At 61.0% G+C, this 26868-nt stretch carries 26 protein-coding genes and 2 pseudogenes; 14 read left to right on the top strand and 14 right to left on the bottom strand.

Annotation, left to right across the window (positions count from 1 at the left end):
• Nucleotides 1-135: 135 nt before the first annotated feature.
• From WA145_RS00120 to WA145_RS00140, 5 genes are all read right to left on the bottom strand, one after another.
• Nucleotides 136-1395, bottom strand: coding sequence for a cyanophycinase (locus WA145_RS00120; RefSeq protein WP_422579616.1), 1260 nt, complete (start codon nt 1393-1395; stop codon nt 136-138).
• 108 nt (nt 1396-1503) lie between these two features.
• On the bottom strand, nt 1504-2268 hold the full coding sequence (locus WA145_RS00125) for a transporter substrate-binding domain-containing protein (protein WP_422579617.1): 765 nt from the start codon (nt 2266-2268) through the stop codon (nt 1504-1506).
• A gap of 169 nt (nt 2269-2437) precedes the next feature.
• Nucleotides 2438-3721: an OprD family porin gene (locus tag WA145_RS00130; RefSeq protein WP_422579618.1), complete on the bottom strand. Its 1284-nt coding sequence runs from the start codon at nt 3719-3721 to the stop codon at nt 2438-2440.
• 78 nt (nt 3722-3799) lie between these two features.
• Nucleotides 3800-4123, bottom strand: coding sequence for a hypothetical protein (locus WA145_RS00135; protein ID WP_422579619.1), 324 nt, complete (start codon nt 4121-4123; stop codon nt 3800-3802).
• Nucleotides 4124-4195: 72 nt separating this feature from the next.
• On the bottom strand, nt 4196-5965 hold the full coding sequence (locus WA145_RS00140; RefSeq protein ID WP_422579620.1) for a cyanophycinase: 1770 nt from the start codon (nt 5963-5965) through the stop codon (nt 4196-4198).
• 508 nt (nt 5966-6473) lie between these two features.
• On the opposite strand from WA145_RS00140, the gene WA145_RS00145 reads away from it, so the two are divergent.
• The 8 genes from WA145_RS00145 (at nt 6474) to WA145_RS00180 (ending at nt 13007) form a co-directional block, all read left to right on the top strand.
• The gene (locus WA145_RS00145; protein ID WP_422579621.1) at nt 6474-7250 is read left to right on the top strand and encodes an ABC transporter substrate-binding protein; all 777 of its coding nucleotides are present in this window, start codon (nt 6474-6476) and stop codon (nt 7248-7250) included.
• A gap of 92 nt (nt 7251-7342) precedes the next feature.
• Nucleotides 7343-8032 (top strand): ABC transporter permease, encoded by a 690-nt coding sequence (locus WA145_RS00150; RefSeq protein WP_422579622.1) that lies wholly within the window; start codon nt 7343-7345, stop codon nt 8030-8032.
• 15 nt (nt 8033-8047) lie between these two features.
• The gene (locus tag WA145_RS00155; protein WP_422579623.1) at nt 8048-8743 is read left to right on the top strand and encodes an ABC transporter permease; all 696 of its coding nucleotides are present in this window, start codon (nt 8048-8050) and stop codon (nt 8741-8743) included.
• A gap of 9 nt (nt 8744-8752) precedes the next feature.
• Entirely contained in the window at nt 8753-9865 is a 1113-nt protein-coding gene (locus WA145_RS00160) for a succinylglutamate desuccinylase/aspartoacylase family protein (RefSeq protein ID WP_422579624.1), read from the top strand.
• A 164-nt stretch (nt 9866-10029) separates the two neighbouring features.
• Entirely contained in the window at nt 10030-10797 is a 768-nt protein-coding gene (locus WA145_RS00165; protein ID WP_422579625.1) for an ABC transporter ATP-binding protein, read from the top strand.
• Between the two features lie 131 nt (nt 10798-10928).
• Entirely contained in the window at nt 10929-11870 is a 942-nt protein-coding gene (locus tag WA145_RS00170) for a MurR/RpiR family transcriptional regulator (protein ID WP_422579626.1), read from the top strand.
• A 237-nt stretch (nt 11871-12107) separates the two neighbouring features.
• Nucleotides 12108-12602 (top strand): LEA type 2 family protein, encoded by a 495-nt coding sequence (locus WA145_RS00175; protein ID WP_422579627.1) that lies wholly within the window; start codon nt 12108-12110, stop codon nt 12600-12602.
• A 63-nt stretch (nt 12603-12665) separates the two neighbouring features.
• The gene (locus WA145_RS00180; RefSeq protein WP_422579628.1) at nt 12666-13007 is read left to right on the top strand and encodes a zinc ribbon domain-containing protein YjdM; all 342 of its coding nucleotides are present in this window, start codon (nt 12666-12668) and stop codon (nt 13005-13007) included.
• 226 nt (nt 13008-13233) lie between these two features.
• On the opposite strand, the gene WA145_RS00185 is transcribed toward WA145_RS00180, so the two are convergent.
• The 5 genes from WA145_RS00185 to WA145_RS00205 all read right to left on the bottom strand — a co-directional run bounded on the left by WA145_RS00185 (nt 13234) and on the right by WA145_RS00205 (nt 17562).
• A complete protein-coding gene (locus WA145_RS00185) occupies nt 13234-13458 on the bottom strand; it encodes a hypothetical protein (RefSeq protein WP_422579629.1) in 225 nt (74 codons plus the stop codon).
• 593 nt (nt 13459-14051) lie between these two features.
• The gene (gene groL / locus WA145_RS00190; protein WP_422579630.1) at nt 14052-15695 is read right to left on the bottom strand and encodes a chaperonin GroEL; all 1644 of its coding nucleotides are present in this window, start codon (nt 15693-15695) and stop codon (nt 14052-14054) included.
• A gap of 59 nt (nt 15696-15754) precedes the next feature.
• Nucleotides 15755-16048: a co-chaperone GroES gene (locus WA145_RS00195; protein ID WP_047532658.1), complete on the bottom strand. Its 294-nt coding sequence runs from the start codon at nt 16046-16048 to the stop codon at nt 15755-15757.
• A gap of 216 nt (nt 16049-16264) precedes the next feature.
• Nucleotides 16265-16714, bottom strand: a complete 450-nt coding sequence (locus tag WA145_RS00200; RefSeq protein ID WP_422579631.1) for an FxsA family protein — start codon at nt 16712-16714, stop codon at nt 16265-16267.
• A 116-nt stretch (nt 16715-16830) separates the two neighbouring features.
• A complete protein-coding gene (locus WA145_RS00205; RefSeq protein WP_422579632.1) occupies nt 16831-17562 on the bottom strand; it encodes a HugZ family protein in 732 nt (243 codons plus the stop codon).
• Nucleotides 17563-17655: 93 nt separating this feature from the next.
• On the opposite strand from WA145_RS00205, the gene WA145_RS00210 reads away from it, so the two are divergent.
• Nucleotides 17656-18414 (top strand): SDR family oxidoreductase, encoded by a 759-nt coding sequence (locus WA145_RS00210; protein ID WP_422579633.1) that lies wholly within the window; start codon nt 17656-17658, stop codon nt 18412-18414.
• A gap of 443 nt (nt 18415-18857) precedes the next feature.
• Here the strand turns inward: WA145_RS00210 and WA145_RS00215 are convergent, their stop codons facing one another.
• Together WA145_RS00215 and WA145_RS00220 are read right to left on the bottom strand one after the other, a co-directional pair.
• A complete protein-coding gene (locus WA145_RS00215) occupies nt 18858-19862 on the bottom strand; it encodes a DUF481 domain-containing protein (RefSeq protein ID WP_422579634.1) in 1005 nt (334 codons plus the stop codon).
• Between the two features lie 157 nt (nt 19863-20019).
• A pseudogene (locus WA145_RS00220) lies at nt 20020-20231 on the bottom strand (hypothetical protein); the annotation flags it as partial.
• Nucleotides 20232-20304: 73 nt separating this feature from the next.
• Between WA145_RS00220 and WA145_RS00225 the strand changes: the two are divergent.
• From WA145_RS00225 to WA145_RS00235, 3 genes are all read left to right on the top strand, one after another.
• Entirely contained in the window at nt 20305-20694 is a 390-nt protein-coding gene (locus WA145_RS00225) for an MGMT family protein (RefSeq protein WP_422579635.1), read from the top strand.
• A 309-nt stretch (nt 20695-21003) separates the two neighbouring features.
• On the top strand, nt 21004-22548 hold the full coding sequence (locus WA145_RS00230; RefSeq protein ID WP_422579636.1) for an AmpG family muropeptide MFS transporter: 1545 nt from the start codon (nt 21004-21006) through the stop codon (nt 22546-22548).
• Between the two features lie 65 nt (nt 22549-22613).
• Nucleotides 22614-23339: a lipopolysaccharide kinase InaA family protein gene (locus WA145_RS00235; protein WP_422579637.1), complete on the top strand. Its 726-nt coding sequence runs from the start codon at nt 22614-22616 to the stop codon at nt 23337-23339.
• A gap of 12 nt (nt 23340-23351) precedes the next feature.
• Here WA145_RS00235 and WA145_RS00240 read toward each other — a convergent pair whose 3' ends face one another.
• Both WA145_RS00240 and WA145_RS00245 read right to left on the bottom strand, forming a co-directional pair.
• Nucleotides 23352-24185 carry a mechanosensitive ion channel family protein gene (locus WA145_RS00240; protein WP_422579638.1) on the bottom strand — a complete coding sequence of 278 codons (834 nt, stop codon included), beginning with the start codon at nt 24183-24185 and terminating at the stop codon, nt 23352-23354.
• Nucleotides 24186-24298: 113 nt separating this feature from the next.
• A complete protein-coding gene (locus WA145_RS00245) occupies nt 24299-24778 on the bottom strand; it encodes a YajQ family cyclic di-GMP-binding protein (protein ID WP_422579639.1) in 480 nt (159 codons plus the stop codon).
• A 142-nt stretch (nt 24779-24920) separates the two neighbouring features.
• On the opposite strand from WA145_RS00245, the pseudogene WA145_RS00250 reads away from it, so the two are divergent.
• Together WA145_RS00250 and WA145_RS00255 are read left to right on the top strand one after the other, a co-directional pair.
• Nucleotides 24921-25797: pseudogene (locus tag WA145_RS00250) on the top strand (response regulator); the annotation flags it as partial.
• A gap of 110 nt (nt 25798-25907) precedes the next feature.
• Nucleotides 25908-26816, top strand: coding sequence for a putative 2-dehydropantoate 2-reductase (locus tag WA145_RS00255; RefSeq protein WP_422579640.1), 909 nt, complete (start codon nt 25908-25910; stop codon nt 26814-26816).
• Nucleotides 26817-26868: the final 52 nt, after the last annotated feature.

Below are 26868 nucleotides of genomic sequence, written 5' to 3' on the forward strand. Positions count from 1 at the left end.
GCAAACCGCCACAAGGGCCAGGGCAACCCAGACAAAAGATCAAAGCCAAGACCACTTCCCCAGAGGAAAGTGACCTTGGCCCGACTGGCTCAGCCCGGTAACCCTGCGAGCCAGCGCCCAGAGACTGATGCCAGATCAGTTAGGACGGAAATCCATCAGCAAACGCAGGTAGGACAGCATGTTCTTGCCGCCCACGGTGCCTTGGTAACCGTGGCTGTCGAACTGGCTGCTCTTGATCAGGTCGACGCGAAAACGCGGGTTGCTTTCGTAAGTGCGCCCCAGGGTGCTGGTCACACTGCTGTCGAACAGGTCGGCGCTGACTTTGACGAACTCGCGCGGCTTACGCCGGCCATCCGTGCCGCTGTTGTTCGGGCTGCTGAAAATATCGGTGGTGGCGGTCATCGCCGAACTGTAACGCTCGCGGCCGCGCAGGCTGGTCTTGCCAGTGGCAATCACAAACTGGCCGGTTACCGGGCGATAACGATCACCCGCCGTCAGGTAGCTGCCCAGCACGTCATACAGCGCGTAGCTGCTGCCGGTGCCGCGCTCCTTGTTGCGCAGGTCGAAGATAAACACGCCGTTTTCACCGATCACTTCCATTTCCACCTGGCCCAGGGTGGGGTTGTGCTGCACCAGCAGCGCGGTGTTTTCATCCACGCCGAAGGCAAACGGTACCTGGGTGTGATCCGCCAGGCGCACGATGCGGCCCTGACGCCCACGCTCGCTGAAGTGAGTATCGAGCAAGCCATAATTGAAGAAGCCAAAACCGCCCTGCATGTCGTAGGACAGGTCGTCGCCGCCCGGCGAGGTGTACACGCCATAACGCAGTGCTTCGTAGCTTTCGCCGCCGGTAACCATGGGCCCCTGCACCATAATCGCGGTGCCGGCACTGGTGCCCGCCAATACCGCACCGGCGTTGTGCCGCGAACGAATCGCCGCCAGGGCCGGGCTGTCGTCGCGGGTCGCGGTTTGCAGGGTCTGGGTCAGGCGCGACTGGTCGCCGCCGCCAAAGAAGAAGCCGGTCATGCTGTTGATCTGCGTGACCACCTGGGGGTTGCTGTTATTGCTGATGTTGTCCAGGTCGATGGGGATCCACTGCGCATCGGCGGCGCCGTAGGTCTCCAATAACTGAGCATAGAACTCACCGTTAGCCTGGGCGTTGCGCGCATTCGCGGTGCCGGCATCGGGGTCCTGACTGGTCGGGATCGAGGCCGCAGTGATCACGCCGATCCGTGCCTGGCCGCTGCCACCGGCCAGCTGAATCAGGCGCTGGTAGATCGCCGCGTTGTCATCCTTGAGGCCGCCGCCCACCAATATCAGCGGGCCGGCGCTGTAGCCGGTAACGGGTAGAAGGGCGAGCAGCAACACGCTGCGCCGTATAAAGGTTCTGATCATGGTTCGAGTTCTCCGATGTGCGCTCGGCGCACGCTTGTTGTGAGAGTTGTAAAACGGGAACTGCTGCAGGTAACCCTGCGTGGCTCTCTGGGTGGCTGACTCCTTCGGCTAATACACCGTGAATTGTTTGAAATACTGCTTCTCGATGCGCTTGTAGACGCCATTGCTGAGAATCACGCTGAGGGCTCGGTCCAGTCGCTCACGCAGCACGTGATCGCCCTTGCGCACAGCGATGCCCTGGCCTTTGCCAAAGTGTTTGGGGGCGACCACCTTGTTGCCGACTTGCTCGAAACCCTGGCCCTGAGCCGTATCGAGAAAGCCGAAATAACCGGACACCGCGTCATCCAGCACCAGATCGACGTGCCCTGCGCTGAGCGCCTGGTACATGCCCTCAGCGGAATCGAAGCGCAGCACTTCGGTGTGCTGCTGGTATTTATCAGTGAGGAAGCGGTCATAGGTGGTGTCGCGTTGCACACCCAGGCGCTTACCGGCGATGCGCCTTGGGGTGATGATCACCTGATTGACCAAGCCCTTGCGGGCAAAGAAAAACGCCGGGGTCTGCGCGTATTTGGCAGTGAAGTCGACCAGCTCGGCGCGCTGCGCGGTGATCGACATGGACGCCAGAATCAGATCCGCCCGCTGTTCGTTGAGCGCAGGGATCAAGTCGTCCCAGGCAAACCTGACCAGCTGACAATCCGCCGCCATGGCCTGACACAACGCCTGCGCGATATCGACATTGAAACCGCGTAATTGGCCATTCGCGTCAACTTCCTCGAAGGGCGGAAACTGCCCTTCCATGGCGATACGCAGTGGCTGCGCCTGAATGCTGCTCAGCAGCATCAGGCCCAGCATAAATAGGGTTGCTCGTAGCATTTCGGTGCCCCTTGCGAGCGCTGTCGGAGCGACAGCCTGGGGTCAGAGGCCAGGCTCCAAGCCGAGAAAAGAGGCGCCGCACAGGGCGCCTTAAGGCCAAAGGAGCAATGGGAGCTGACCTTGAATAAACAACCGGCCGCTTCACCAGCATGAGCGGCCGGCGACTGCCTTACAGAAGGCTCAGCGGGTACTCGACGATCAGGCGTACTTCGTCCAGGTCGCTGTCAAACGAAGTGGAACGATGGGTGGCCTGGCGCAGGCGCAGGGACAGGTCCTTGGCGGCGCCGGACTGCACCACGTACTTGGCTTCCAGGTCGCGCTCCCAATGCTTCTCGTCATCGCCCGCCCAACCAGCGAAGGCGCCATTCGGATCGGCCTTGGTGCCATCGATATCGTCACCCTTGATGTAACGTGCCATAAAGCTCAGGCCCGGCACGCCGAAGGTCGCCATGTTGAGGTCGTAACGCACCTGCACGGAACGCTCGTTGGGGGCGTTGAAGTCGGAGTACTGCACCGAGTTGGCCAGCCAGATCGAGTCGCCACCGATGTAGTCGAAGAACTCGTCGCCATTGACCTTCTGGTACGCCAGGCTGAGCTTGTGCGCGCCGAAGCTGTAGGCGGCTTTCAGCGAGTAGGTCAGGGTATCCAGCTCACCTGCCAGGGCATCACCCTGGTCAGCGGTCTTATAGGCCACCAGGTCGAAGTTCAGCGCCTGATCGTCAGCCAACGGGATGCTGTAGTAGACGTTGGCGAAGTACTGACGCCAGATGTCTTCAGCTTCGCTGCCGTACAGCGCCACGCTGAGGTCGTCGGTGAAGTTGTAGGTACCACCAATGAAATCGACGCTACGTGCTTCGACTTCGGCGTATTCGCTGGTCATCTCACCATCGGAGTTGCTCGAGTTGCGGCGATTGATCGCGGTGAAATGGCCCGCCTCGAGGGAAAGTGCATCGAACTCATTGCTCGACAGCTGAAAGCCCGTTGCGGTCTCCGGCAGCAGGCGCGAGTCGCTGGTGGCGAAAACCGGCGCGGTGGGGCGCTGCTCACCGAACTTCAATACAGTGGAGGAAACCCGCAGCTTGGCAGCCCCGCCCAGCTCGCCGGTGTTGTCTTCGATACGACCATCGCTGTCCACCGGCATGATGCCGTTACCACGACTGCCGCGTCCGCCATCGAGCTTGATACCGCCGTAGGCGTGAGCATCAACACCGAAGCCGACGGTGCCCTGGGTAAAGCCGGACACGTAATGCGCCTGAATGCCGTGGGCCCACTCATCGCGGATATTGCGCGAGGAGTTGCGGTAATCGCGGTGCATCCAGAAATTGCGATTGAGCAGGTTCAGCGTGCTGTCTTCGATAAAGCCCTTGGACTCTTGCTGCTCGCCGGCGACTGCCAGTTGCGCGCTGGCCGCGGCAACTGCCAGGGCGATCAGGCTCAGTTTTACAACGTTCATGGCTTACTCCATTGGTTTTTTATTGAACATCTTGAAAATCCGTCGCCGGGCAGCGACGCATTCCTTCCAGCACTGCCGCTAGGCAAACTGCTCCAGCGACAGCTCGGGCGGACACACGCCCTTACTGATCACCGCCTCCAGGCACAGGGTCGTCTCCGACTCGGCCCAGCAAACGAAATAGCCTTTTGCTTTCAATCGCTTGAGCTTGAACGGCCACTCCAGCTCGGGGTTGTCCTGCAGCGCTCGCATACCCGCCGGCAACTGGATAATCGAGTAGAAGCCGGCCGTGGTTTGCACCCGCTCCAGCACGCGCAATGCCGGCTGCGTGGTGGCTAGGGCGAGGTTGCTCTGGGGCTGCAACAACTTTTCCAGGGCGAAGGATTCCAACCTGCTGATTTGCATACAGGGCTCTGCGTGAATTCGGCTTAGAAGGGTTAGCGCCGCGTGCTAAGGCGCGGCGCTGTTCGGCTTAGCTCACCGGCTAAGCAGCCCACTGACCTTGGCCAGGGCTTGCGCCACTTCGGCTCGGCTAACCGGAGCCTCCGGGTTGAAGCGACCCTTGTCGGCCTGCAACCAGCCCTCGCCCACCGTCAGGCTGGCAGCGTCGGCATAGGCTTTATCGACGCCAGCGAGGTCGGTCAGCGCGGCGGTTTTCGCCAGGCTGATGCCCTGATAGCGTTCGATCAGTGCCTTGCAGGCCAGCGCCCACTCCTTGCGGGTGACCGGCTGGTTACCGGCGAAGGCATCGCTGCTGGTCATCCAGCCATTGGAAAGCACCGCATTAAGTTGATCGCGCATGGGGTCTTCAGCGGCGATGTCACTGAGCTTGGGCAGCGCATCCAGCTTGGGCTCGGCGGCCAGGGTCATCTGCAGGGCGTTGGCCAGCTCCAGGCGGGTGATCGGCCGTTGTGGTTCAAAGGCGTTCTGCCCATTGAGGGTCATCAGGCCACGGAAGCTCACGGCGCGAATCGCATCGCCTGCGGCGCCGCTACCGGCATCTTGCGGCGCGCTGCTCGCCGGGTCGCCGAGGTTGGCATTGACCGGGCGGATATCCACACGCACGCCGTTGACGCTGTAGTTGGTCAGCGAATCGTAGAACTGGCTGTGGGCACTGAAGTCCGCGGCTTTGCTGAACTCGAAACGGTAGCCGTAGTGGTAGCCGTTGAGCGGGTTGTAGCGCGTCATCAGGCCGACCTGACGCATCGCGGTGTTGTCCGCCAGGCCATAGAGCACCGCCCGGCCAATCGCCGAAACAGCCGACAGATCGGTGATCAGCTGGTTGCCCACCAGGTATTCGTTACCGGCCTCGATGGCGGCTTTGCCTTCGGCGGGCTGCACCTTGCCGCTGGCCAGGTCATAACGGTCGCCGTTGCCGAGCATGGCCAGGTGCACATTGCTCAACTGGGTGCCGTATACACCGAATTTTTTCTCGGCCTGGCTGGCGTCCATCACCGTCAAGTAACCCTCGCCCAGCACCTGCACCTGGCCCTCGGGGTTTACCCACATGGCGGTGTTGGTATCCAGGCCAAAGCCGCGGGTGGACTTCTGCTCGGCCAGGTAGGCAGCCATGCGCGCGGCGCGGCCAGTGCTGGTTTCCTCGATCTGGTCGAGGTGTTGATCAATGATGCCGCCGCTGAACAGGCCCGAACCTTTCAGCACCGCAGCGCCGCGCTGGTCGGCCTTGCTGGCCACGCCGAAGTCCAGGGTATCCATGACAACGCCATAGGCGGTGGGCATCTGCGCGCCAAGGATGCTGGCACCAGCACTGGTACCGGCGACCACGCCACCCTTGTCATACACCTTGCGCACTTCCTGCATCAGCAGCGACGGGCTGCCATCGGCATTGAACAGCGCGCGAGCGATACGTGCCTGATCGCCACCGACAAACCACACGGCGCTGGCCTCGCCCAGTGGCTTGACCACGGCGGCGTCATTCATGGTGGTCTGGTAGTTGCTCTTGTCGATGCCGACGATGCTGATGCGCTCGGCCGGGATGCCCAACGCCACCAGCTCGCTCATAAAACGCTTGCTCGAACCCTGGCTACCGCTGGCGGTGGGCATGATCACGATGCGCGCCTCTTTCTGGCCACCGGCCAGTTCGATGAACTTGGCGTACACCGGCGAATTACTCGCGCGCAGCATGCCGCCAACGGCCAGTAAATGACCTTCAGCCAGGGCTGCAGAGCTTGCACAGGAAAGGATCAGGGCGGCCACCGCCACGCGCTTGTTCAGCTGCTTTTTCATTCTTATTGCTCTTGTTATTAGAAATTGTGCGAGCCGGTGTTCCGGTCCCGTCAGCGCCTCCCTGCAGCAGGTAAAACACCGCGCCAATCCTGGCTTCTCGGCTGTGAATTTAAATTTTCACAATCTCGCTTTGTGAAATTTTATATACCAACAGGAATACCTGATCAAGCCTTTGGCATTGACATCCAGCCGTTCCGGCTGCGCATAAAAAATCTTAAAAGCAGCAATACACCGTGCTAGAGCGGCTAAAGCCATTTGTCCGACAAAACGTATTTGACACAAATATTTCTAATAAGTAGCTTTGTGAAAATAAACATGTCACACCTATTCGCACTCAAACCCCTGGCCAGGCCTATTTAGCCCGGCCGAAACGAACAGAAGCCCACAAGGCTTCAGGTTGTACGCCGCGCCATCTGGCGAGGCCATTGCTGCAGGCAGTACCTGCTGATCGCAGGCCCAGGCATGACGATCAGCACAAACCCAAACGCCCCATCAAGGAGTCAATAAGATGAACAAGATCGCACTTCTCGGCGCTCTGGCGCTCAGCGCCGTCAGCACATTCAGCGTCGCCAGCCAGGACAACCTGCGCATCGGTATCGAAGCCGCCTACCCACCCTTCGCCTTCAAAACCCCGGACGGCAAGATCAGCGGCTTCGACTACGACATCGGCAACGCCCTGTGTGCGGAAATGCAGGTCAGATGTCAGTGGGTCGAACAGGAATTCGATGGCCTGATCCCCTCGCTGAAAGTACGCAAGGTCGACGCCGTGCTGTCGTCCATGTCGATCACCGAAGACCGCCTGAAGTCGGTGGACTTCAGCAAAAAGTACTACCACACCCCCGGCAAGCTGGCGATGAAGGCTGGCAGCGTGGTGAATGACCCGCTGGTGGACCTCAAAGGCAAAAAAGTCGGGGTGCAGCGCGCCTCCACTTACGACCGTTTCGCCAGCGATCAATTCGAGAAAGCGGGTATCGAGATCGTGCGTTACGCCTCGCAGAACGAAGCCTTCCTTGACCTGGCCTCCGGTCGCCTGGACGCCACCCTGGCGGACATCATCAACATCGATGAAGGCTTTATCAAAACCGACTCAGGCAAAGGTTTCGCCCTGGTCGGCCCGGACTTCAACGACCCGAAATACTTCGGCAACGGTGCCGGCATCGCGGTGCGCAAAGGCGACAGCGAAAACGCCGCGCGCATCAGCGCCGCCATCGACGCGATCCGCGCCAACGGCACGTATCAGGACGTACAGGCCAAGTACTTCGAGTTCGATATCTACGGCAAGTAAGTACTGCTAACGCCCCATGGGTGCCTCCACTGCGAGGCACCTTTTTCTCGTTGTAGCGCAGGCCATTCGGCCTCTGCGTGAGGAACCCCATCATGCTTCACGGCTACGGCTCGACCATTCTCGAGGGCGCCTGGCTGACCCTCAGTCTGGCCCTGACTTCCATGACCCTGGCAATTGCCCTGGGCCTGGTTGGCGCAGCGTTTCGCCTGTCGCCGCTGAAATGGCTGGCACTGCTCGGCGAAGGCTACGCCACGGTTATTCGCGGCATCCCTGATCTGGTGCTGATCCTGCTGATCTTCTACGGCGGCCAGGACCTGGTAAACCGGGTGGCGCCGCTGCTCGGCCACCCGCAGTACATCGACATCAACCCCTTTATCGCCGGGGTCTGCACCATGGGCTTTATCTTCGGTGCCTACCTCTCGGAAACCTTCCGCGGCGCCTTTATGGCCATCGCCAAAGGTCAGGCCGAAGCTGGTGCGGCCTACGGCATGAGCGGCATGCAGGTGTTCTGGCGGATTCTGCTGCCGCAGATGATCCGCTTCGCGATTCCCGGTTTTACCAACAACTGGCTGGTGCTGACCAAGGCCACCGCGCTGATCTCGGTGGTCGGCCTGCAGGACATGATGTTCAAGGCCAAGAACGCCGCCGACGCCACCCGCGAACCCTTCACCTTTTTCCTCGCGGTTGCCGCGCTGTACCTGTTGCTCACCACGGTGTCCCTGCTGGCCCTGCGCCTGCTGGAAAAACGCTATTCCGTGGGCACCCGCCTGGCCGAACTCTAAGCGAGACCTTCTACCGTGCTCGATTTCCAACTGATAGCCGACAGCCTGCCGCTCTACGGCAGTGGCGTACTGGTGACCTTCAAACTGCTGTTTATCGCCCTGGCGCTGGGTCTGCTGCTGGCCATTCCATTGGCGCTGTTGCGCGTTTCACGCGCGCCCTGGCTCAACGGCCCGGCCTGGCTCTACACCTACGTGATTCGCGGCACACCGATGCTGGTGCAGTTGTTCCTTATCTATTACGGCCTGGCGCAATTCGAGGCAGTGCGTAACAGCGTGCTGTGGCCGTATTTCTCCAGCGCGACCTTCTGTGCCTGCCTGGCGTTTGCCATCAATACCAGCGCCTACAGCGCGGAAATTCTCGCCGGCAGCCTTAAGGCCACGCCCCATGGCGAGATCGAAGCAGCGCGGGCCATGGGCATGTCGCGCTTCACCCTGTACCGGCGCATTCTGCTGCCGTCGGCCCTGCGCCGGGCGCTGCCGCAGTACAGCAATGAAGTGATCATGATGCTGCACACCACGTCGCTGGCCTCGATCGTCACCCTGATCGATATCACCGGCGCGGCGCGCACCGTCAGCTCGCGCTACTACATGCCATTCGAAGCCTTTATCACCGCCGGGCTGTTCTACCTGGTGCTGACCTTTATCCTGGTGCGCCTGTTCAAGCGGGCCGAAGGCCGCTGGCTGGCCCACCTGGCCCCGCGCAAGAACTAAGGGAAAGTCATGGAACATATTCAACACCGGTTGCCCTGGAGCACGGCGGGCACCGAACGCCGGCTCTCGCTGTTTCGTTTTGGCAGCGGCCCGCGCAAAGCCTATATCCAGGCCTCCCTGCATGCCGATGAATTACCGGGTATGCGGGTGGCGGTCGAGCTTAAACGTCGCCTCGTGGAACTGGAGCAACAAGGTCGCCTAAACGGCGTAATCGAACTGGTGCCGGTGGCCAACCCGATCGGCCTAGGGCAGATGTTTCAGGCCACCCACCAGGGCCGTTTCGACCTGGCCAGCGGACAGAACTTCAACCGCGATTTCCCCGCCCTGGCCGAGCTGATCGCACCGCAGCTTGAAGGCCGTCTGGGTGACGACGCCCAGGCCAACGTAACGCTGATTCGTCACCTGATGATTGCGGCCATTGCCGCGCTACCACCGGCCCGCTCGGAGCTGGATGGCCTGCGCCGCCTACTGCTGCAACAGGCCTGCGACGCCGATGTAGTGCTCGACCTGCACTGTGATTTCGAGTCGATCATGCTGCTCTACGCCTTGCCGCAGCACTGGCCAAGCCTGCAGCCATTGGCCGCGCGCCTACGTGCCGGCGCGGTGTTGCTGGCCGAGGACAGCGGCGGCAACTCCTTCGATGAAGCCTGCGCCGTGCCCTGGTTGCAGCTGGCAGAGCGCTACCCACACGCCAGTATTCCACTGGCCTGTATGGCCACCACCATCGAACTGCGCGGCATGGCCGATACCGACCGGACTCAGGCGCAACAGAGTGCCGACGACATTCTCGGCTTTCTTGCAGGTCAAGGGCTGATCAGCGGCGACTGGCCTGCCGCGCCGTTCACCTGCTGCGAAGCCACGCCCTTTGCCGGCGCGCAATACGCCTACGCGCCGCACCCTGGCGTGGTGAGCTTTCTGCAGCCACTCGGCGCACGAGTAAAAGTCGGTGACCCACTGTTCGAGGTGATCGATCCACTCAGCGACCAGCACTCCGTGGTGCATGCCACCACCGCAGGCATCCTCTACGCCCGCGAACGCTTGCGCTATGCCCAGCCCGGCCTGTGGCTGGCCAAGGTCGCCGGCCAGCACCCGATTCGCCAAGGCCGCCTGCTTACCGACTAAAGGCCGTTGGAAAAACGTCGGCGAGGCCGGCAAGACAAGGCAAAAATGGCCGAAAAAGCGCAGTTTACGTGCTGTAAATGAGCATTTTGAGGCCATTTTTAACGCAGCATTGCCAACGCAGGTAGTTTTTCAACGGCCTGCTAACAACAAGAGAATCCGCAGCCATGTACACCTTGCAAATCGACAACCTGCACAAACGCTATGGCACCCATGAAGTGCTAAAGGGCGTGTCTCTGACCGCCAAGGCTGGCGATGTCACCAGCATCATCGGCTCCAGCGGCTCGGGCAAGAGCACCTTCCTGCGCTGCATCAACCTGCTGGAGCAGCCGCACAGCGGGCGCATCCTGCTTAATAACGAAGAGCTGAAGCTGCAACCGAGCCGAGCGACCGGCGCGCTCAAGGCCAGCGATAGCAAGCAGCTGCAACGCATGCGCTCGCGCCTGGCCATGGTCTTCCAGCACTTCAATCTGTGGTCGCATATGAGCGCCCTGGACAACGTCATGGAAGCACCGGTGCACGTACTGGGCATGAGCAAAAAGGACGCCCGGGAGAAAGCCGAGCACTACCTGGCGAAAGTCGGCGTCGCCCATCGCAAGGATGCCTACCCGGCGCATATGAGCGGCGGTGAGCAACAGCGCGTGGCCATCGCCCGCGCCCTGGCCATGGAGCCTGAGGTGATGCTGTTTGATGAGCCAACCTCGGCGCTGGACCCGGAACTGGTCGGCGAAGTGCTCAAGGTCATGCGCAACCTGGCCGAGGAAGGCCGCACCATGGTGGTGGTCACCCACGAAATGGGCTTTGCCCGCGAGGTGTCCAACCAGCTGCTGTTCCTTCATCAGGGCCGCGTCGAAGAAAGCGGCTGCCCGCGCGAGGTGCTGGCCCAGCCCAAGTCCGAGCGTTTGCAGCAGTTTCTCGCTGGCAGTTTGAAATAAACCGCACAACAGACCGACCATGCGCAGTGGCACAGCCGTGGTCGGCTTCGGATACACTTCAGCCGCAATGACCCAGGCCCGCCCCGACCCGGCGCGCACGCCCACTCCTTCAACGTGCTGAAAGCCCATCCATGCCGACATCTGCCAAGAACGTAACCGTCTACGCCGCCCCGGTGATGCGCAAACTGGCGGAGATCGCTCCGCACCTGCAGCCGTCGCTGCGCAAGGTCGCCGACTTTATCCTGCGCCACCCGCTGAAGGCCGCAACCCTGACCATCGAGGAAATGGCAGTGGAAACCGCCACCTCGGCGGCCGCCGTCAACCGCCTGGCCAAGGCCATCGATCTGGGCGGCTATACCGGGCTGAAAGCCGAACTGGTGAGTACCCTGCAGCAGATGGTGTCGCCGGTGGACAAACTGCGCAACGAGCTGGCCCATCGCCCGGACGGCGCCTTCGGCCTGCACGAGCAGGTGCAGATCGCCAGCAGCAACCTCGCTACCGCCGGCGCCAATAACAGCGCGGACACCTTCGAAGCCTTTGTCAGTTGCCTGATTCAGGCGCGCAAGATCTACATCCTTGGCTTCGGCAACAGCGCCTATATGGCCGGCCTGGCAGCCGCCAACCTGGTGCCGTTCTGCACCGATGCAGTGGCGGTAAGCATGGAAGGCGGTAACGAAAATGCCGCCTATCGCCTGGCGGCCATCACCGAGCAGGACGTGCTGCTATCGATCTCCCTGCCGCGCTATTCCCTCGATACGCTGCAGCTGTCGCGCTTTGCCCGCGAACGCGGGGCGACCGTGTTGGCGATCACCGACTCGCCCGCCTCGCCGCTGACCACACTCGCCAAGCATGCACTGTTTGCCCCCGCCGACCATCCGGTGCTGATCAGCTCCAACACCTCGGTACTGGCGCTGATCGAAGGCCTGGTCGCCGGCGTGATGGCACGCAACAAGGAAGCCGTGCAACTGGCCGCCGAGCTGACCGAAAGCGTGATGTCCTACCTGCATGTACCCAGCAGCGACAAGCCTGCGCGCAAGCCGATCAAACGCCGTAGCAGCCCGCGGCAGGGCTGAGCCTGGAACGTCGTAGACAGGTACAGAACATGCCCGCCCTCTTACGGCAGCCTCGGCGGTTTGCGTGCCCAGCGAGGGTTAAACAGGGCTACTCCGTACATTCGCAGGTCATGGCGGGCTGCTGAGCGCCCCCACGGCTTAGCGAAGCCTCAGCAGCGCTTATTTTTTAAGCAGCGGCGTAATCGCGCGGCAAATGCGGTCTTCTACTCTGTGAGTACTCAGCCATGGAAGCCCAGCATGCCCATCGCCCTAAGCCCTACCTTCTCGCGCATCCTGTTCGCCTGGCTGCTGGTTACCCTGGCGGGCTGTAGCACCCTGGCACCACGCGATCCATTACGCATTCAACTGGTCGGCATCGAACCCTTGCCGGGTGAAGAGCTGGAAGTACGCTTTGCGGTGAAACTGCGCGTGCAGAACCCCAATGAGAAGCCCATCGACTTCGACGGCATCGCCCTGGAACTAGAGGTTAATCATCAGCCGCTGCTCAGTGGCGTCAGCAACCAGAGCGGTCAAGTGCCACGATATGGCGAGAGTGTCCTGCGCATTCCGCTCAGCCTTTCCGCCTACGCCGCGCTGCGCCAGGCCTGGGGCATGGCCGGTTATCAGGACGGCAAGGGCCTGCCCTACGAATTGCGCGGCAAACTGGCCAACGGCCTATTTGCCACCTGGCGGTTCAATGACCGCGGCACGCTGAACTGGCCACAACTGACCGCGCCAGGCGCAACCCAGTAAAACCAAAAGCAAAAACCCTATACAATATGCGGCCTTTTCTTATCACCCTAACAAGGACCCGCCGTGAACACGCTGCCGCCCTGCCCTAAATGCAACTCCGAATACACCTACGCAGACGGCGCCCAGCTGGTCTGCCCGGAGTGCGCCCACGAATGGTCGGCCACAGCGGCGACTGATGCCGCAGATGACGCCAAGGTGATCAAGGATTCGGTGGGCAATGTGCTGCAGGACGGCGACAGCGTCAGCGTGATCAAGGACCTGAAGGTCAAAGGCTCATCCCTGGTGGTCAAGGTCGGCACCAAGGTCAAAGGCATCCGCCTGTGCGACGGCGATCATGACATCGATTGCAAGATCGACGGCATCGGCGCAATGAAGCTGAAATCGGAGTTCGTGCGCAAAGTCTGAGCGCACCACCTGCGCCCCAGAGAGTGGCGACCTGCAAAGCAGGACGCCCTATAGGCTCTGGCCTTGTAAGGCGCCGCAGGGCTTTTACCGGGGGGCACAAGCGCATGTGCAGCTGCCAAGCATCACGCCGCGCGCTAGACGACGTCACTCAGCCTAGGCGCAACGCGCTCTTGCAACAGGCTACTGGCAGATCATCTTTCTGACCGGCCAATACTCTGTAAACCGATCAACTTTGCGAGCGGGCGCCCTGGGACAGGCTGAACATAAACAGCAGCAGATCCTGATCAGGCTTGAGCACCTCGGCCGTTCGCGCCTGCGGCGGCAACGGGCAGTAGCCACGCTCATTGAGGCTGATGACCTGGGGGCTGGCTTCCTGCCAGGCCGCCGCTGCGAGGGAAACCACGCTGAGCGCGGTGACCAGAAACAAACCTCGTGCGATTTCTAGCTTCATCACTGCAACCTCTTGATAGCGCTGCCAAACGCTGTTTTTAGACCCTAGATCACTGATAACCGCAGCGGCGCGCTTTGCGACCGGCGGTCATTACTGCGGGGCGGTAAGCAACCCCGTTCAGATCATCCTGATCCACAAGCAAGCCATTTAGCAGGCAGGCCTTCGAGCTGCATCTACGCCGATGGTTCAATTCTTTGGCACCCGAGGTCAGGGGCCGTAGCAACCAACGTGCAGTAACAACTGCGCAGTCACTTAATTGCCCATTCGCATCAGCACGGTGCGCCACAGAACCGACAGCTTTAAAAAGCCGCAGGCAAACCATATCTGGCAAAAAATCTCCCCATACAGGGTAAAGACCCCGTGATAGAGCACATCCTGGTGAAGTCACAACGAAGAGGTGGCGATGCTGACCGGCAGCACGCGCACAGATGACAGGTTCCAGCCCCGGAACCTAAGGCTAACAAAGCAATTGGCGTACCGCTTTGCCGCGAGGGACTGTTATAGCCGAGAAAAATAAAAACCCCGTGACAGGCACGGGGTTTTCTTTACAGCGTGCAGGCCATCTGGCGATGGCCTGTGGGAGCCGGGCTGGCTTACATCATGCCGCCCATGCCACCCATGCCGCCCATGTCTGGCATACCGCCAGCGGCCGGCTTGTCTTCTACCACTTCGGCGATCATCGCTTCGGTGGTGATCATCAGGCTGCCGATCGAAGCTGCAGCTTGCAGTGCCGAACGGGTGACCTTGGCTGGATCGAGAATACCCATCTCGATCATGTCGCCGTAGGTGTCGGTGGCGGCGTTGAAGCCGTAGTTGCCCGAACCCTGCTTGACCTTGTCGACCACTACGCTTGGCTCGCCGCCGGCGTTGGACACGATCTGACGCAGCGGTGCTTCAACAGCACGACGCAGCAGCGCAATACCCACGTCCTGATCGGCGTTGTCGCCTTTCAGCTCGCTGATGGCCTGCAGCGCGCGCACCAGCGCCACGCCACCGCCAGGTACCACGCCTTCTTCAACGGCTGCGCGGGTCGCGTGCAGGGCGTCGTCAACGCGGGCTTTCTTCTCTTTCATTTCAACTTCGGTACCGGCACCGACTTTGATCACCGCAACACCGCCAGCCAGTTTGGCCAGACGCTCTTGCAGCTTCTCTTTGTCGTAGTCGGACGAGGTGTCTTCAACCTGCTTACGGATCTGCGCAACGCGCGATTCGATATCAGCTTGCTGACCCGCACCGTCGATGATGGTGGTGTTTTCTTTGCTCAGGATCACGCGCTTGGCGTTACCCAGGTGCTCCAGGGTGGCGCTTTCCAGGCTCAGACCGATCTCTTCGGAGATCACGGTACCGCCGGTCAGCACGGCGATGTCCTGCAGCATGGCCTTGCGACGGTCGCCGAAGCCCGGTGCCTTAACGGCAGCGACTTTGACGATGCCACGCATGTTGTTCACCACCAGAGTCGCCAGGGCTTCGCCTTCAACGTCTTCGGCCACGATCAGCAGCGGACGGCCGGACTTGGCCACAGCTTCGAGAACCGGCAGCAGTTCGCGGATGTTGGAGATCTTCTTGTCGACCAGCAGGATCAGCGGGCCGTCGAGCTCGGCGACCATGGTGTCCGGCTTGTTGATGAAGTACGGGGACAGGTAGCCACGGTCGAACTGCATGCCTTCAACAACCGACAGTTCGTTTTCCAGGCCCGAGCCTTCTTCAACGGTGATCACGCCTTCTTTACCGACTTTTTCCATGGCTTCGGCAATGATTTCGCCGATGGAGCTGTCGGAGTTGGCGGAGATCGAACCTACCTGAGCGATGGCCTTGGTGTCCGCACATGGCTTGGACAGCTTCTTCAGCTCGGCAACGATGGCGATGGTCGCCTTGTCGATGCCGCGCTTGAGGTCCATCGGGTTCATGCCGGCCGCGACGGCTTTCAGGCCTTCGTTGACGATGGCTTGAGCCAGCACGGTGGCGGTGGTGGTGCCGTCGCCCGCGTCATCGTTAGCACGAGATGCAACGTCTTTAACCAGCTGCGCGCCCATGTTTTCGAAGCGATCTTTCAGCTCGATTTCTTTGGCAACGGAAACGCCGTCCTTGGTGATGGTCGGAGCGCCGTAGCTCTTCTCGATGATCACGTTACGGCCTTTCGGGCCGAGGGTGGCTTTTACCGCGTCAGCCAGAACGTTGACACCGGTGAGCATTTTCTTGCGGGCGGAATCGCCGAATTTAACTTCTTTAGCAGCCATGATGGTTATTCCTTAATTCGTTCAAATAGAGCGGAATTCGTAGCGACGGAGCGCTGAAATCAACCTTCAATTACAGCGAGAATTTCGTTCTCGCTCATCACCAGCAGGTCTTCGCCGTCAACTTTGACAGTGTTGCTGCCGGAGTAAGGGCCGAACACCACTTTGTCGCCAACTTTAACGGCCAGGGCACGCACTTCACCGTTGTCCAGCACGCGGCCGGTACCGACAGCAAGGATTTCACCGCTGTTGGCTTTCTCGGCAGCGGAACCTGGCAGCACGATGCCACCGGCGGTTTTCTTTTCTTCTTCGCTGCGACGGATTACAACGCGGTCATGCAGAGGACGAAGCTTCATTGTCGATCTCTCCCAATAGGTGGTTTACAGCGGCCGGTGTAGTCACCGGCGGGTTAGCAAAGTCCGGCTAGGCCGGTAGCGCTACGCCAGGCGCAGCGCTGAAGTCTGGATCTGCCTGACGGCAGAAAACCTTGCGGTGACCCCTACATAAGGGCGCGCAAGGTGATTTCAAGGGCTGAGGGTGAAATTTTTACAGGCAATCACGCACTGAGGCACTCAATCACGGCGCTCATACTCGCCTTCCAGCACATTCGGCCGGACCTGCCCGGAGCGCGCGGCCTGATCGTCGAAAAAGGCGCGCTGACGCATGGCCTGTTCGGCGGCGCGCAGGCGTACCTTGTTGACCAGCAGACGGCGGGTGAAGGGAATCAGGCAGAACACGCCAAAGATGTCGCTGATAAAGCCAGGGAGCAGCAACAGACCGCCACCGACGGCGATCAGCAGGCCTTCGAGCATTTCCTGCTCGGGCAACTCACCGCGCGCCAGCTTTTCCCGCGCCCGCCAGGCGGTGGCAACGCCGGCGACGCGCAGCAGCACGCTGCCGAGGATGGCGGTACCGATGACCAGCAACAGGGTCGGCAACACGCCGATGGCACTGCCCACTTGGATCAGCAGGGCCAGCTCGATAATCGGAAACAGCAAAAACACAAACAGAAAAGCGCGCATCAACGGGTCCTTCGAGTGAAAGTTGCGTAGCGACGACCTCCTTCCCCCTCGGGAGGATGAGGGCGGCGGAAGATCAGTTGCCTAATAAAACTGAAATATGGGGTAACCGGCTGAATTCAAGCTGAAGCCTGACCGACGGTCGGCCAGACTTCGGCGCGGGCCAACGCCACCAGGGCCTGGCGCACCTCCAGCGGACTGTTACAGGATGTTGGAAAGGCCAGCCAATACAGGCCCTGACCAATGCGCAGGTGGAAACCTTCACTGTCGAGACCGACCAACTCGGCTGGCGCATGGCTGGGCAAGCCCGCCAACTCGACATAGTGGGCGATGGCGTTGGCATGATCGCTGTTCATATGCTCGAGCATGCCGACTTCACTGTCGCCGGCGAAGGGATTGGCCAGTGCCACCTGATCCAACCAGTGAATCGCGCCAAACCCGCCGATATAGCGCCAGCGTACCGGCTGCAGCCGCCAGAAGTCGAAATCATGGGCCTGGTGGTAACCGCGCGATTCCGGGAAATAACGGTAATAGCGCTGCGCCGCCGCCGCAATCTGCCCTTCATCATCTAATTGCCGCGCTTCGGCGAGCAGCGTAAGACGACCGACCGCCTGCACATCTTCCGCGCCGCGCTCACCCACCAGCAGCGAGCATTTGCCGTCCTGCGTGAGGTTGTGGGTGTGTTGGGCGATGCGGCTGATCAGGATCAGCGGATAACCGCCAGCATCCAGGCAATAGGGCACCACTGATCCGAAAGGGAAACCCGGCATGGCCTTGGAATGGGTGCTGAGCACGCCCCGGTATTCCTTGAGCAGCAATTCTCGGGCATGCTTGCCGGCTTTCACGCTCACCTTATGACTCCTTGCATAGATTCCGTCACAGAACGGGAGGCGTCTAGATTAACCGCCGGCAAGGCCACACAACACCATTTGAGGGGAATCGCGATGCAACTTAAAGACAAAGTTATCGTCATCACCGGCGGCTGTCAGGGCCTGGGCCGTGCCATGGCCGAATACCTGGCAGACAAAGGCGTCAAGCTGGCCCTGGTCGACCTGAATCAGGAAAAACTCGACGAAGCCGTGGCTGCCTGCAAGGCTCAGGGCGTGGAAGCCCGCGCCTATCTGTGCAACGTCGCCAATGAAGAGCAGGTGATCCAGACCGTCAGCCAGATCGCCGACGACTTCGGCGCGATCAACGGCCTGGTCAACAACGCCGGCATTCTGCGTGACGGCCTGACCATCAAGGTCAAGGACGGCGAACTGACCAAACTGAGCCTGGCCCAGTGGCAGTCGGTGATCGACGTCAACCTGACCGGTGTGTTCCTCTGCACCCGCGAAGTGGCGGCGAAGATGATCGAGCTGAAGAATGAAGGCGCGATCATCAACATCTCCTCGATCTCCCGCGCCGGCAATATCGGCCAGGCCAACTACTCCGCCGCCAAGGCCGGGGTGGCCGCCGATACCGTGGTCTGGGCCAAGGAACTGGCGCGTTACGGCATCCGTGTTGCGGGCGTGGCACCGGGCTTTATCGAAACCGAGATGGTTGCCAGCATGAAGCCCGAAGCGCTGGAGCGCATGACCTCGGTGATCCCACTGCGCCGTATGGGCAAACCAGCCGAGATCGCTCACTCGGTGGCCTATATCCTGGAAAACGACTATTACACCGGTCGTATTCTGGAGCTGGATGGCGGTCTGCGTCTCTGATCTGCGTCGACTTACTGCGCGTCGGCCAGACTGCGTTGAAATTGGGCTCGGAAAGCCGCTTGCGGCTAACGCACTTAAGCGCGACCCGAAGGGCGAGTGAAACGAGTACTGCTCATTTACAGCTCGTAAACTCCGCACCTTCGCCCAATTTCGCCTTGCCTGGCTCTAGCTCGCAGAGTCGATACTTGAAATAAGAAAGCCCCGCAGATGCGTAATGCTGTTCAGTTAAGAAAAAGGCCGCTTGCCTGTGTCAGGCACGCGGCATTTTTCTGCGCTTAGAAAGGTAGATTGGGTGATAACCCTGAGCAATTGGCTGATGGGTTATCACCCATCCTACCTCTCGAACCCGCAGCGAAGCCCCGCCACATAGTTAACTGCAATGTCGCTCCGTCTAAGTGAACAGCATTACCGCAGATGCGGGGCTTTTAGTTTACAGCCGCAGTTTACCAGCCGACGCCAAAACCCAGGCTATAACGGGTCTCATCCAGCTCACCTTCGGCGCCGCTGACCAGGTCTTTCTCGGCCTTCATATTCAACGAGGCCCAGTCGGTCAGTTTGTAACGCAGGCCCACAGCGGCATCCAGGGTGTAATCCGCAACATTGGCCAGCGGCTTACCCACCTCACCATCACTGAACAGCTCGACGCTCTTGCCGACCAGGTAGCGGTTGTAGTCCCACTTCAGGCTCGCGGCGTAAAAACTGTCGCTCTGGCCATTGCTGTATTGGTAGTCGGAGCGGTTAAGCAGCCCGGCCACGGAGAAGGCGCCCAGCTCATTGTCCCAGAACTGGTAACCCGGGCCGGTACCCAGGGTGCGCTGGCGCTCAAGCTCTTCGACCATGTCACGCTTGTATTCCAGGCGGCCCTGCCAGAACCAGTGCTCGGTGAGGAAGCGGTCGAGGGCGTATTCCACGCCCCAGTTGTCGGTGGTGACCACATCATCCTGGAACTCGCGGTGGTGCTCGGCTTCGCCATGATGCCGCCACAGACCGTGGCGCGCCTGGGTCTTGAGGCTGACATCGTAGTCGTCGGTGTCACGCTCGGCACGCTTGTAGTCCAGCCCTGCATCGATATTGCCCTTCCAGACCAAATCCTCGACCAGGGGCTTGGGCTTGAGCATCTGCTGGATGCTGGCCAGTTCGATGGTCTTCGGCGCATCGCCGTTGACCAGCGTCACCTTGCCCGATTCAGCCGGCTGTAGGGCCTTGGCGCGCTCGCCGACGATGGCATTTTCCTTGACCAGCAGTTGCTGATCACTTTCCAGGGTGGCGATCTGGCTCCAGTCCAGGGCAATCGCACCGCCGTAGTCGGTTTCCAGCAGCAGTTTGCCGCCGTCATAGAACTTGATCTTACCGGTCAGACGGTCGCCGTTCTTCAACCAAACGGTATCGGCCAGCGCGGAGGTGGCAGCCACAGAAAGGGCCAGGCACAGCAGGGTTCTAGAAAACATAAGAAGGGCTTGTCTATCTCGGGTTCGCGGAAGGCCGCGCATTATCCGTAAGCACGACGCTAGAGCAAGCACTGACCGACAGAATCGCTGCGAGTTCAGCCGTCGCCGCTGCCTATCAACCCACGCCAATGCCCAGCAGATAACGCCGCTCACTGCTGATCACCCGCACCATGCCTTTGTCGGCGGCCTCCAGCTGATTGCAGGGCTCGCTGTCGAGGCCATGCCAGCGCATCAGCAGGGGTTTTTCCGCGCCCAGGGTGTCTATATCCTTCAGGCAATCAGCACCTGGCCGGCGTACTTGGTGTTCAACGCCAGCTTGCCTGTATCGAGCAGAACTATTTCACCGCTCAGGCGGTCAGCATTGTTCAGTCACACCCTGTCCGCCCACGCAGGCGCGGCCCGAGCAAGCCCCAGACAACACAACAGAGTAGGTAACCGCGTGATGGGAGAGCCAGGTAACGGGCCAGGACAGCTGCCGAAACATGCCGAACCGGGCCAGCTGGCAGCACGCCAGGCCGAGCGCCGCACGGCACTTTATGCGGTGCTGGCGCAGATACCTGCCGGTTGTGTGGTGAGTTATGGCCAGCTGGCCGCATACGCCGGCTTAGGCCGTGCCGCACGCTGGGTCGGGCGCACCCTGGGTCAATTGCCAGACGGCAGCACCCTGCCCTGGCACCGGGTCATTGCCGCCAGCGGGCGCCTTAGTCTGCCCGCCGGCAGCCTCTCGGGCGCGGAGCAACGCAGCCGCCTGCGTGAGGAAGGCGTGCACATCCATAACGATCGGGTGGATTTGCCGCGCTATGGCTGGCGCCCAATGGAGCACAGCGGTTAGGGTCTGTTGCCGTTTTATCGCGACCGCGCCGGAGCCTGTTTTAGCGCGAGGCAAGGCACGAGACGCGAAGTTTGGTCGTTCAAATGAGCCGTCGAGAAACGCCGCATCGCGCTAAAACAGGCCCGGCCCTGCGGGTTGCGCGAAAAATCTCGCCATGCGGCGTTGGAGGACTTGGCAAGGGAAAGACCATTTCCTGCGTCCTCCGCCTAGCCTGGCGAGATTTTTCGCGGCAACGCGGCTTGCGCTAAAACGGTAACAGCCCCTAGAGTGCGCCCTTTATTAGGTCAAATTCAGGCTGATACCCCTTCAATGCCCCGTAAAAGCTGGCGTGACGCCATTGCTGCCTACTCCAGCCCCGCGACATTGGTGCTGCTCCTTCTAGGGTTCGCCGCTGGCCTACCCTATATGCTGGTGTTCTCCACCCTTTCGGTGTGGTTGCGCGAGGCCGGTGTGGCCCGCGACACCATTGGTTTTGCCAGCCTGATCGGCCTGGCATATGCCTTCAAATGGGTCTGGTCGCCGTTGCTCGACCAGTGGCGCCTGCCGCTGCTGGGCAAGCTGGGCCGCCGGCGCTCCTGGTTGGTACTGTCACAGATTCTGATCGCCATCGGCCTGGCCGGTATGGCCCTGTGCGACCCGCAAACTCACCTGACCTGGCTGATTTCCCTGGCCGTATTGGTGGCCTTCGCCTCGGCCACCCAGGATATTGCCGTTGACGCCTACCGCCTGGAAATCGTCGAGGACACCCGCCAAGCAGCGCTGGCCGCCAGCTATATGGCCGGCTACCGCATCGCCGCCCTGTTGGCCACCGCCGGTGCACTGTATTTCGCCGAAGGCTTTGGCTCCACCGTCCTGCTCTACCAACATGGCGCCTGGGCCGGCACCTACCTGCTGTTCGCCCTGCTGATGCTACCAGGCCTGCTGACCAGTCTGTGGATGCGCGAGCCGGATGTGCCGCTGCGTACGCAACTGGCGGCGGCGCGCTATGGTTTCAGCCATCAGATTGTCTCGGTATTGGTGCTGATTGTGCTGCTGGTGTCGGTACCGGCGATGTTTACCCAGTTCTATCACAGCGATTTTGCCAGTCTGGTCAATGGCGAAGCCAGTCTGCTCGACCTGCTGCTGGAAGACCGCGCCTTCCTGCGTGCCCTGCTCTACACCATTCTCAGCGCCCTGTGCCTGTCGTCCATGGGCCGTCGCGGGCTGGCGCCGGTGCTGACCCCGGTCAACGACTTTATCCTGCGGTACCGCTGGCAGGCCTTCCTGCTATTGGGGCTGATCGCCACCTATCGCATGTCGGACACCGTGATGGGCGTGATGGCCAACGTGTTCTATATCGACCAGGGCTTCACCAAAGATCAGATCGCCAGCGTCAGCAAGCTGTTCGGCCTGGTGATGACCCTGATTGGCGCAGGCTTTGGCGGGCTGCTGATCGTGCGTTTCGGCATTCTGCCGATCCTGTTTATCGGCGGCGCCGCCTCGGCGGCGACCAACCTGCTGTTCCTTATGTTGAGCAGCATGGGCGCCGACCTGCAGATGCTGATCGTGACCATTTCCGCCGACAACTTCAGCGCAGGCCTGGCCACAGCGGCATTTGTCGCCTACCTGTCGAGCCTGACCAACCTGAAGTTCTCCGCCACCCAGTACGCCCTGCTCAGCTCGATCATGCTGCTGCTGCCGCGTCTGATCGGTGGTTACTCAGGGGTCATGGTGGAGAAGTTCGGCTACGCCGAGTTCTTCCTGATCACCGCCTTGCTGGGCATCCCGACGCTGATCCTGATCATTCTGCAGTGGCGCCGCGAACGGCCGCAGCCCAGTAATATCAGCTCAACCAGCCCCCCCGAACACCTCTGAACAGAGAGCACTGGACAACCTGGCAAGCGTCTTGCTGCTCCCTGATATTCAGCCAAGGGCAGACCATGACCGTAGCATTCAGTAACGCCAGTAGCGACCTCAGCCAACCCAGCCTCGACAGCTGGTGGCAGACCCAAGGGGAATGGGTCGAAGCGCCCAATGAACGCCGCAGTGGTTGTAGCGGTGTCCAGCGCATGCTCCAGCACGGCCAATTGCTGTATGCCAAAAAGCAAACCGGACACACCTACCGTAGCCTGCTACACCCCTGGGGTCGGCCGACCGTATTGCGCGAGCGTGACGCACTGCTCGGCGCCTTGAAAGCGGGCGTGACAGTACCCGAAATTGTCTATTGCGCCGCCGAGCGCGGCGCCGATGGCTGGCGCGCCATGCTGGTGACCAAGGCCCTGGAAGGGTTCACCCCCCTCGATGAGTGGTATGCAAGCCATGCGCGTGAGCAATGCGATGCGGCCTTGCAGCAACAACTCCTGCGGCAGATAGCCCGCTGCCTGGCCAACCTGCACAGGGCCCGTAGGCAGCATGGCTGCATGTACGCCAAGCATATTTTTGTCCGTATCCAGGCAGCGGCTAGCGAAATGCACTGTGAAGTTGCATTGCTCGATCTGGAAAAATCACGCCGGCGCCTGACCCGCAAGCAAGCCGCGCTGCACGACATGCTGCAACTGCGGCGTCACTCGCCCTGGGATCAGGCCGACTGGCAGAGCCTGATCGGCCACTACCAGCAGGCCATGGGCCGCACGTTCAAAACCCTCTACAACGCCACTCGCCGCTAACCCGGCGAACCATCACGCAGAGGGCTGCTGCACCAGATGCACCACCCGCTGCGGGAATGGAATGCCAATACCCGCCTCAGTCAGACGCTCCTTGGCCTGCTCGGTAAAGGCAAAGGTCACCGGCCAGAAATCCGGCGTCGCCACCCAGATGCGCAGCGACAGGTTGATCGCGCTGTCCCCCAGCCCGGTCACCAACACCGCCGGGGCCGGGTCTTGGTGCACGCGCGGATCCTTGGCGATGCACAACAACACCTCACGGGCCTGCTTGATATCACTGGAATAGTCGATACCCAGGTTGATATCGACGCGCCGCGTGGATTCGCGTGAATAGTTGGTGATATGGCCATTCGACAGGCTGCCGTTGGGCACGATCACCACCTTGTTGTCCGCGGTTTTCAGCGTGGTATGGAAGATCTGAATGCTGTCGACGCTGCCCGACACACCCTGCGCCTCAATCCAGTCGCCAGCGCGGAACGGGCGAAACAGCATGATCAATACGCCGCCGGCGAAGTTCGCCAGGCTGCCCTGCAGGGCCAGGCCAATCGCCAGACCGGCGGCACCGATCACCGCGATAAAGGAGGTGGTTTCCACGCCGATCATCGAAGCCACACTGACCAGCAGCAGCACCTTCAGCACGATGCCGACCAGGCTGCAGATAAAACTGCTCAGCGCTCGGTCGACCTGACGCCCATTGAGTAAACGGCCAATGCTGCCGGTGAGTTTGCCGATCAGCCACCAGCCGATCAGCATGGTGATCAAGGCCAGGGTCAGCTTGCCGCTGTATTCCAGCACCACAGGCAGCCAGGCCTCGGACATTTTCACCAGTTGCTCAACGTTCATATCCATCGGTTAATCCTTGTAAGCCTTTGAAAAAAAAACGCCACGGCAAGCCGTGGCGGTTTTACTGCACCCACACCCGTTGCGACGCCTGTGCGGCGGCAAGGTTCAACGCTCACCCATCAGTCGCGGAAGTTGTTGAACTGCAGCGGCATGCCAAAATCCTTGGCCCGCAAAGCGGCAATGGCCTCCTGCAAGTCATCGCGCTTCTTGCCGGTGATGCGTACCTGCTCACCCTGAATGGCGGCCTGTACCTTGAGTTTGCTGTCCTTGACGTGCGCGACAATCTTCTTCGCCAGGTCCTTTTCGATGCCTTCGCGCAGGATCACTTCCTGCTTGACGCTCTTGCCCGACGGGTAAGCGTCCTTGAACTCCAGGCATTGCACGTCGATCTTGCGTTTAACCAGGCAGAGCTTGAGAATCTCGACCATCTGCTCCAGCTGAAAGTCCGCATCGGCGGTCAGGTTGACAGTCAGCTCTTTCAGTTCAAAGCTACCTTTACCGCGCAGGTCATAACGACGGTCCAACTCTTTGATGGCGCTGTCGATGGCATTGGTAACTTCATGTTTGTCCAACTCGGACACCACGTCGAACGAGGGCATGGGCTTACTCCAGATAGACGGCGCGGCCCGTATCACGAACGGGACACACCTGGCTTGACGGTAAAAAAACCCGGCCATTATATAGCGGTAGCAACACACACTGCCCGGCGAAGTATCGGGCCCACGTGATTTCCCCCTAGCGAGCCTGCCCATGCCTAACCCTCACCTGAGCATTTTGGTCGTCGATGACGCCAAATTCTCCAGCGCCATGATCGGGCGCGCCCTGAGCCAGGCAGGCTATCAAGACCTCCGTTTTGCCAGCAGCGCGGCCGAAGCCATCAAGCTGCTCGAACAACGCCCGGCCAGCGTCTTGCTCGCCGACTGGCTGATGCCCGAGATCAACGGCCTGGAACTGACGATGCAGGTGCGCCAGTTCGATGAAATGGCCCATCACTACACCTACGTCATCCTGCTCACCGGCAAGGAAGGCGAAAACGTGCTGGGTGAAGCCTTCGACAGCGGCGTGGATGACTTCATCAGCAAGGCCGCAATGAACGAGCAACTGGTGCCGCGGGTGTACGCCGCCGATCGCCTGTGCAACACCCTGCAGCGCCTGCTGCAGGAAAACCGCCTGCTCACCGAAAACATCGCCAGCCTGGAACTGCGCAACCTGATCGACCCACTCACCGGCCTGGGCAACAACCGTTACCTCAACCAGAAGATGCTCGACAGCCTGCGCCAGGTCGAATCCCGTGGCGGCGCACTGTGCTACCTGCTGATCGGTCTGCAGGACATGCACCAACTGCACCAGCAGCACGGCGAGGCCTTCTACAACGAACTGCTCACCGGCGTGGCGCGGCGCCTGCAACAGCTGGTGCGACCACTGGATGTGCTGGTGCGCCTGGATGAAAGCCACTTCGCCCTGATCACCCTGCTGAGCGACCTGCACGAATGCTCGCCCAGCAGCTTCAAGCGCCTGCATGAAGGCATCAACCTCAAGGCGTTCAAGACCAGCGAAGGCTTTCTCAGCCTCAAGGCGGGTATCAGCCTGGTGGGCCTGGACGCCAAAGGCCTGCCCATCACCCCGGAACAGATCATCAACCACGCCGCCCGGCTAATGCCCGAGTCGCACAGCACCGGGCTGGTGACGGCCTTGCGCCTGCCGCTGCCGCAGTAACCCGCGCTCAGCATGTGGCATATCCTCGGCGCCGGTAGCCTCGGCACCCTCTGGGCGACGCGCCTGTCGCGCGCAGGCCTGCCGGTGCAACTGATCCTGCGTGACGCCGCGCGGCTGCAGCGCTATCAACAGGCTGGCGGGCTGACCCTGATTGAGCAGGGTCAAGCGCAGCAGCACCCCATCCCCGCGCAAACACCCGATCACCGCCAGCCGATCCAGCGCCTGCTGCTGGCCTGCAAGGCCTATGACGCCGCCGCAGCGGTAAGCCAACTGGCCCCACGCCTGGCGCCTGGTGCCGAAATTCTGCTGCTGCAAAATGGTTTGGGCAGTCAGGACGAAGTCGCCCGCGCAGTGCCCCAGGCGCGCTGCATCTTTGCCTCCAGCACCGAAGGCGCGTTTCGTCAGGCGGATTTTCAGGTGGTGTTTGCCGGTCACGGCCATACCTGGCTCGGCGACCCACTGCAGCTGCAGCCGCCAAGCTGGCTGGACGACCTGCGTCAGGCCGGGATTGCCCATGACTGGAGCCTGGATATCCTCAGCCGGCTGTGGCGCAAGCTGGCGCTGAACTGTGCGATCAACCCATTGACCGTGCTGCACGACTGCCGCAATGGCGGGCTGCGCGAACACCCGGCGCAAGTTGCCTGCCTGAGCAGCGAGCTGAGCGAGCTGCTGCACCGCTGCGGCCAAAGCGCGGCCGCCGAGGACCTGCATGACGAAGTGCAACGGGTGATCCACGCCACCGCCGCCAACTACTCGTCCATGCACCAGGATGTCAGCCAGGGCCGCCGCACGGAAATCGCCTACCTGCTGGGTTACGCCTGCAACGCCGCACAACGCCATCAACTGGTGCTGCCGCATCTACAGGCGCTGCACAGCCAACTGCTGAGCCACCTTGATGCACGCGGATTGCCCAGCTACTGAGCCGCGCGTTAACCTGCCCGCACTTCCGCAACCGCGACAGCCACCATGCCCC

This window comes from Pseudomonas sp. (assembly GCF_049301935.1).
Classification (GTDB): Bacteria; Pseudomonadota; Gammaproteobacteria; order Pseudomonadales; family Pseudomonadaceae; genus Aquipseudomonas.

Excerpts from the sequence above, each read along its gene's own strand:
- WA145_RS00130 (WP_422579618.1), bottom strand. The coding sequence starts at position 3,721 with ATGAACGTTGTAAAACTGAGCCTGATCGCCCTGGCAGTTGCCGCGGCC.
- WA145_RS00125 (WP_422579617.1), bottom strand. The coding sequence starts at position 2,268 with ATGCTACGAGCAACCCTATTTATGCTGGGCCTGATGCTGCTGAGCAGC.
- WA145_RS00255 (WP_422579640.1), top strand. The coding sequence starts at position 25,908 with ATGTGGCATATCCTCGGCGCCGGTAGCCTCGGCACCCTCTGGGCGACG.
- WA145_RS00215 (WP_422579634.1), bottom strand. The coding sequence starts at position 19,862 with ATGTTTTCTAGAACCCTGCTGTGCCTGGCCCTTTCTGTGGCTGCCACC.
- WA145_RS00240 (WP_422579638.1), bottom strand. The coding sequence starts at position 24,185 with ATGGATATGAACGTTGAGCAACTGGTGAAAATGTCCGAGGCCTGGCTG.
- WA145_RS00135 (WP_422579619.1), bottom strand. The coding sequence starts at position 4,123 with ATGCAAATCAGCAGGTTGGAATCCTTCGCCCTGGAAAAGTTGTTGCAG.
- WA145_RS00170 (WP_422579626.1), top strand. The coding sequence starts at position 10,929 with ATGCCGACATCTGCCAAGAACGTAACCGTCTACGCCGCCCCGGTGATG.
- WA145_RS00200 (WP_422579631.1), bottom strand. The coding sequence starts at position 16,714 with ATGCGCGCTTTTCTGTTTGTGTTTTTGCTGTTTCCGATTATCGAGCTG.
- WA145_RS00195 (WP_047532658.1), bottom strand. The coding sequence starts at position 16,048 with ATGAAGCTTCGTCCTCTGCATGACCGCGTTGTAATCCGTCGCAGCGAA.
- WA145_RS00160 (WP_422579624.1), top strand. The coding sequence starts at position 8,753 with ATGGAACATATTCAACACCGGTTGCCCTGGAGCACGGCGGGCACCGAA.
- WA145_RS00210 (WP_422579633.1), top strand. The coding sequence starts at position 17,656 with ATGCAACTTAAAGACAAAGTTATCGTCATCACCGGCGGCTGTCAGGGC.
- groL (WP_422579630.1), bottom strand. The coding sequence starts at position 15,695 with ATGGCTGCTAAAGAAGTTAAATTCGGCGATTCCGCCCGCAAGAAAATG.
- WA145_RS00175 (WP_422579627.1), top strand. The coding sequence starts at position 12,108 with ATGCCCATCGCCCTAAGCCCTACCTTCTCGCGCATCCTGTTCGCCTGG.
- WA145_RS00165 (WP_422579625.1), top strand. The coding sequence starts at position 10,030 with ATGTACACCTTGCAAATCGACAACCTGCACAAACGCTATGGCACCCAT.
- WA145_RS00225 (WP_422579635.1), top strand. The coding sequence starts at position 20,305 with ATGGGAGAGCCAGGTAACGGGCCAGGACAGCTGCCGAAACATGCCGAA.
- WA145_RS00245 (WP_422579639.1), bottom strand. The coding sequence starts at position 24,778 with ATGCCCTCGTTCGACGTGGTGTCCGAGTTGGACAAACATGAAGTTACC.
- WA145_RS00140 (WP_422579620.1), bottom strand. The coding sequence starts at position 5,965 with ATGAAAAAGCAGCTGAACAAGCGCGTGGCGGTGGCCGCCCTGATCCTT.
- WA145_RS00185 (WP_422579629.1), bottom strand. The coding sequence starts at position 13,458 with ATGAAGCTAGAAATCGCACGAGGTTTGTTTCTGGTCACCGCGCTCAGC.
- WA145_RS00235 (WP_422579637.1), top strand. The coding sequence starts at position 22,614 with ATGACCGTAGCATTCAGTAACGCCAGTAGCGACCTCAGCCAACCCAGC.
- WA145_RS00145 (WP_422579621.1), top strand. The coding sequence starts at position 6,474 with ATGAACAAGATCGCACTTCTCGGCGCTCTGGCGCTCAGCGCCGTCAGC.
- WA145_RS00230 (WP_422579636.1), top strand. The coding sequence starts at position 21,004 with ATGCCCCGTAAAAGCTGGCGTGACGCCATTGCTGCCTACTCCAGCCCC.
- WA145_RS00120 (WP_422579616.1), bottom strand. The coding sequence starts at position 1,395 with ATGATCAGAACCTTTATACGGCGCAGCGTGTTGCTGCTCGCCCTTCTA.
- WA145_RS00150 (WP_422579622.1), top strand. The coding sequence starts at position 7,343 with ATGCTTCACGGCTACGGCTCGACCATTCTCGAGGGCGCCTGGCTGACC.